Origin of the sequence: Psychrobacter sp., from assembly GCF_036731945.1 — a bacterium.
Taxonomy (GTDB): domain Bacteria; phylum Pseudomonadota; class Gammaproteobacteria; order Pseudomonadales; family Moraxellaceae; genus Psychrobacter.
In genome coordinates this window covers 9,575-13,429 of sequence record NZ_DAINDI010000069.1, presented here as the reverse complement: position 1 = coordinate 13,429, position 3,855 = coordinate 9,575, and the positions used below count along the sequence as shown (strand labels likewise).

The following is a 3,855-nucleotide window of genomic DNA, read 5'->3' as shown; positions in this document are numbered from 1 at the left end:
GTTAAAGTGTCGCCAAGCTGCTCCATAGCGACATCCAAACTGTCTTGGTCTACTTGTGTTTGTTTGCCGTCTACTTGTTCGGTTATCCATTGTTCTACTAAATTTATGGTATTGGCAGTATTGCTAAAAAACATAGTACTAGCTAAGTAATCATGCGACATGCCAGGCATACCTTTAGTCTTATAAAATGCAACATCAGCATTGATAGTATTAAAATAATCTAAAGGTTTTTTGACCAGTGCGTCGGCATCTAAATATAAAATATTTTTATTAGGGAATTTTTTTAGACATTCTAAAATGAAGTGTGGTTTGATACGAGTATTTGCTTCCCAGTAACCTGCATCTTCCACTTCTTTAAAGTAGTAATTGAGGTTAAATTTATCGAGCGATCGCTTTAGATTTAAAGCATGACTGCGATAACTATCGGTATAAAAACAACATACGATAAAGCTATCCGGTGCACTGATTTTTTCGAAGAATAATGGAGTTGAAGCTAAAGTCATGGAAAGCTCTGTAAATTTAATAATAAAACACGGATGGTGAGATTTTCTGGCGCTATATTAGATAAGTATTTCAAATATATCCAGTAGTATTAGTAACTGATTTTAATCTAACCACCACTCAGAGTTTTTACTCTTATGTAATGAGCGCATAGTAGAAAAAGCACTGTTGTTTTTTTGAAGCTTGTCAAAAACGGATAATAGCATTGTCGTCGCTAGCTTATCGGCCCCATAAAAACTCTCGTAACGCTTACGCATGTTTTTTAAAGTATCATCAGAGCCAATACGAAAATAAGTCAAGCCGTCGTATAAAGGAATGTCATTCCGATAAAACGCCTCAATATTGTCGTCGATTAGGGGTAAAGATTCAGAATTAGCAGGTTGTAGCAAAAACTGTTTGGTTTCATAAATTCTTAAAGTAGTTACAAGAGTGGTGATGTTCATCAAAATAGCAGCCCTGATGCTATCGGTTGAATGATCAACGAAGGTGTCACAAGCAGAAACAATCCAGCGTAAAGATAGATGCTCTAATAAATAGTCCATCTCTGTATTCCATAACTGCTCAAACTCAGAAAAAATTTCTTTGGGCTTATAATTGCGACGTAGTAATACTACGAGTGTGACATGATAAAAACAAAGTTCTGACTGCCCGATAAACTGATGTTTTAAATTCTCCAAATGAGCAGTTAAATCATTGGTTCGCGGTTTATGCGTTAAAGCTGAAGCATCGCACATAGCCTCTGTGATTAGAGAGGCTTTCATTTCATCAAGGCTTTTATTCATAAAGGTTTTGACGATTTTTCCTGCATTTAAACGTTTTTCACTTTTAAACAGTAAAATCGCTTTTCTTTGCCATCCACTCGGTGCTGTCATTTAATACAAACCCTATTTGTAAATGTTTATATATTGATTGAAGCGTGTATCTGACCAAAACTTTTTATCTACTAATTCATTTAAAAAATAGCAATTAATCTAGTGCACTAAATAGACCCTGAGAGACTGGTGAATGATTTACAACAGGCACGTTATTTTCTTTATAAATCTTACCTAGCAGGTTAAAAGACGGCACAATCCGATCAGTAATTGCCTTATCTAATTTACAAGGCGCGCTATCGCCTTTACTCTCATAAAATCGAGGTTGGTTATTATTCAATAAATCAATCCCATATAAGTGAATCGTGCCAGCATGACGTGAATAAGCCAACTGGGCGGCGACGTAAGCTACTGTTCCTGCTTCTATAAACCCATACGTCATATCTAAAGATAGGCCGATAGGCGCAGGCTGATGCTGCGTATCTATAACAAAGTTAGGTCGATTGGCCAATAATGCTAGCGGTATCTTTTTATTATGTGAGAGTGGTTTTAATAGTAGCCGGCCAAACCAAGACTTATTTGTTTTTACGCTCCAAGGTCTATCGGCAGGGTAGATAACGCGCATTGCATTATGGTATTTGCTTATCATGCTTGGGTGTGTGATTGCTAGTGCCTCAAACATTGCCAGAGTTGCATACAAAGGCTGGCCTGTGTAGTACTTGTTTAAAATATCTGGTTGATGTTTGACGAAGCGCGCATCACTAATGACATAACCGACGACATTGGTAAAATTGTATTGAGCCATTAGGCTAATACTGCCATTCACAAAAATAGTCGCCGTATCTACTAAGTCCGCAAATGATAAATCTGCAATCGATGGCCCAGAAGCAATAATATTGACTGCTTGCTGTTGAAGGTTTTGCTCGTCTTCTCTTGCATCAAAAGCAGAAATAGAGACACTCTGATTGTCAATATTAAAAGTGGCGCTAGGAGGTAATTCCATGTTGGGTTCCAGATGTTTCTATGACTTAGTTACACCCAATACTCTTGCAACCAAGGGCTAGGCTTCACATGACGATACCATTTACCGCCGCCACCTTTGATAGCGTCTGGCGGATTAATCTCACCATGAAAAATAACGATTTTTGCACCTTCAGGTAACGTCGGTGCACGTACAAAATTCAAAGGAGTAGGCGCCATACACTGATATTTAAAACTGACACACCAGTTTTTATCCCAGTACTCTAAATGGTGATGCTCACGCAGATAGTTAGAAAGATAAGCCTGCTCATGACGAACCTGTGTGCGAATGGTTTCAAAGTTGCGCTCAAAGTTTGCGAGCAAATCAGGATAGGAACCCATACCGATGTTAAAGCGATAAACCGAGCTATTGCCAATCATGCGCCAAGGCTTTTTCCAGTCACGAATAATGACGACGCTGTCTTCATACTCAGCTTTATAAGTGAAAAAAGCATCAATATTATCGACAATCACGATATCAATGTCTAAAAACAAGGCGATACCTTTTAGGTCATATAAATTAGGCTTAAAAGTGGTCAGCTTTTTCCAGCCACGTTCAGGGCCTGCTGGTAAATCCATTTCTGGAATGGGATAACAAGCAACTGCAGGGTCGATGCCAGTACTATCATCGGTTAGGCAAACCATTTGAAAATCTAAGGTCAGATGCCGACTAACCATATTATAAAGACGGTTGACGTATTCAGGACCATATTTATCGCCCCATTTCATACAAATAATATAACGCTGCTCGGCAGTGCTAGGATCGGTTTGTAGTTGCTCGGTCGATGAAAGGCTGGTTACGTCAGTCGCCATAATATACTCATATTAAAGTCAATGAAGAGTTGTTCAGTCATTAGCCTGCCAAAAAATACCCTAATAAATAACCGCTTGCTCATATTAGCATAGCTATCATTGACGATATTTCTAGATACTTAACTGATTGTACGAATGTTGCTTATTAGAATTAGACTTCAGGATTATTGGACACTTGCTTATTATTATGTAAGGCATGTTTTTGGATATTACCGTTGATAAAATCAGCCAAAGCTTTTTCATCAGCTCTATAAGGGTTGTCTAATAAAGGGATTTGTTTAAAACGGCGATAACCCCACATATAATGACTGTAATGAGCTTCAATCATATGCTGCATGGCAATATTGAGCGCGTAGGCAGCAGTTTCGGTATTACGATCATAGAGCGCTGGATCGTCTAATTTATAACAATAAATATTAAAACCTTGCCCATCGTCGCGGCGAATACAAGATAAACCAACCAACGCACACTTGGTTTTGCTTGCCAGTTTAGACGCCAATGTGCTGGTTAAAGTTTCAATACCAAAAAAGGGCACAATTACCCCGCCTGAAGGTTCAGGAACGTGATCAGGCAACACAATACTAAAACCGCCTTGTTTTAAGGTTTTAAAAACCGCTTTGACACCGCTAGCATCGGTCGGAACCAGTGTCGCATTAAGACGCGAGCGACCTTGTAGAACAAAATCGTTGGTAAGCTCACCTTTAACAGG

General features: G+C 38.8%; 5 protein-coding genes. All 5 read right to left on the bottom strand.

Annotation, left to right across the window (positions count from 1 at the left end):
- On the bottom strand, nt 1-503 hold a 503-nt coding region (locus V7D75_RS12215), incomplete at its 3' end, for a putative nucleotide-diphospho-sugar transferase (RefSeq protein WP_333614782.1).
- 102 nt (nt 504-605) lie between these two features.
- Nucleotides 606-1,373, bottom strand: a complete 768-nt coding sequence (locus tag V7D75_RS12210; protein ID WP_333614781.1) for a hypothetical protein — start codon at nt 1,371-1,373, stop codon at nt 606-608.
- A gap of 94 nt (nt 1,374-1,467) precedes the next feature.
- Complete coding sequence (locus tag V7D75_RS12205; protein ID WP_333614780.1) at nt 1,468-2,316, bottom strand: hypothetical protein; 849 nt, start codon at nt 2,314-2,316, stop codon at nt 1,468-1,470.
- 29 nt (nt 2,317-2,345) lie between these two features.
- Nucleotides 2,346-3,146, bottom strand: coding sequence for a glycosyltransferase (locus tag V7D75_RS12200; RefSeq protein ID WP_333614779.1), 801 nt, complete (start codon nt 3,144-3,146; stop codon nt 2,346-2,348).
- Between the two features lie 151 nt (nt 3,147-3,297).
- Nucleotides 3,298-3,855 (bottom strand): lysophospholipid acyltransferase family protein (locus tag V7D75_RS12195; protein WP_333614778.1); only part of this gene is annotated, 558 nt, incomplete at its 5' end.

Coding starts and splice junctions, on each gene's coding strand:
- V7D75_RS12205 (WP_333614780.1), bottom strand. CDS start 2,316: ATGGAATTACCTCCTAGCGCCACTTTTAATATTGACAATCAGAGTGTC.
- V7D75_RS12200 (WP_333614779.1), bottom strand. CDS start 3,146: ATGGCGACTGACGTAACCAGCCTTTCATCGACCGAGCAACTACAAACC.
- V7D75_RS12210 (WP_333614781.1), bottom strand. CDS start 1,373: ATGACAGCACCGAGTGGATGGCAAAGAAAAGCGATTTTACTGTTTAAA.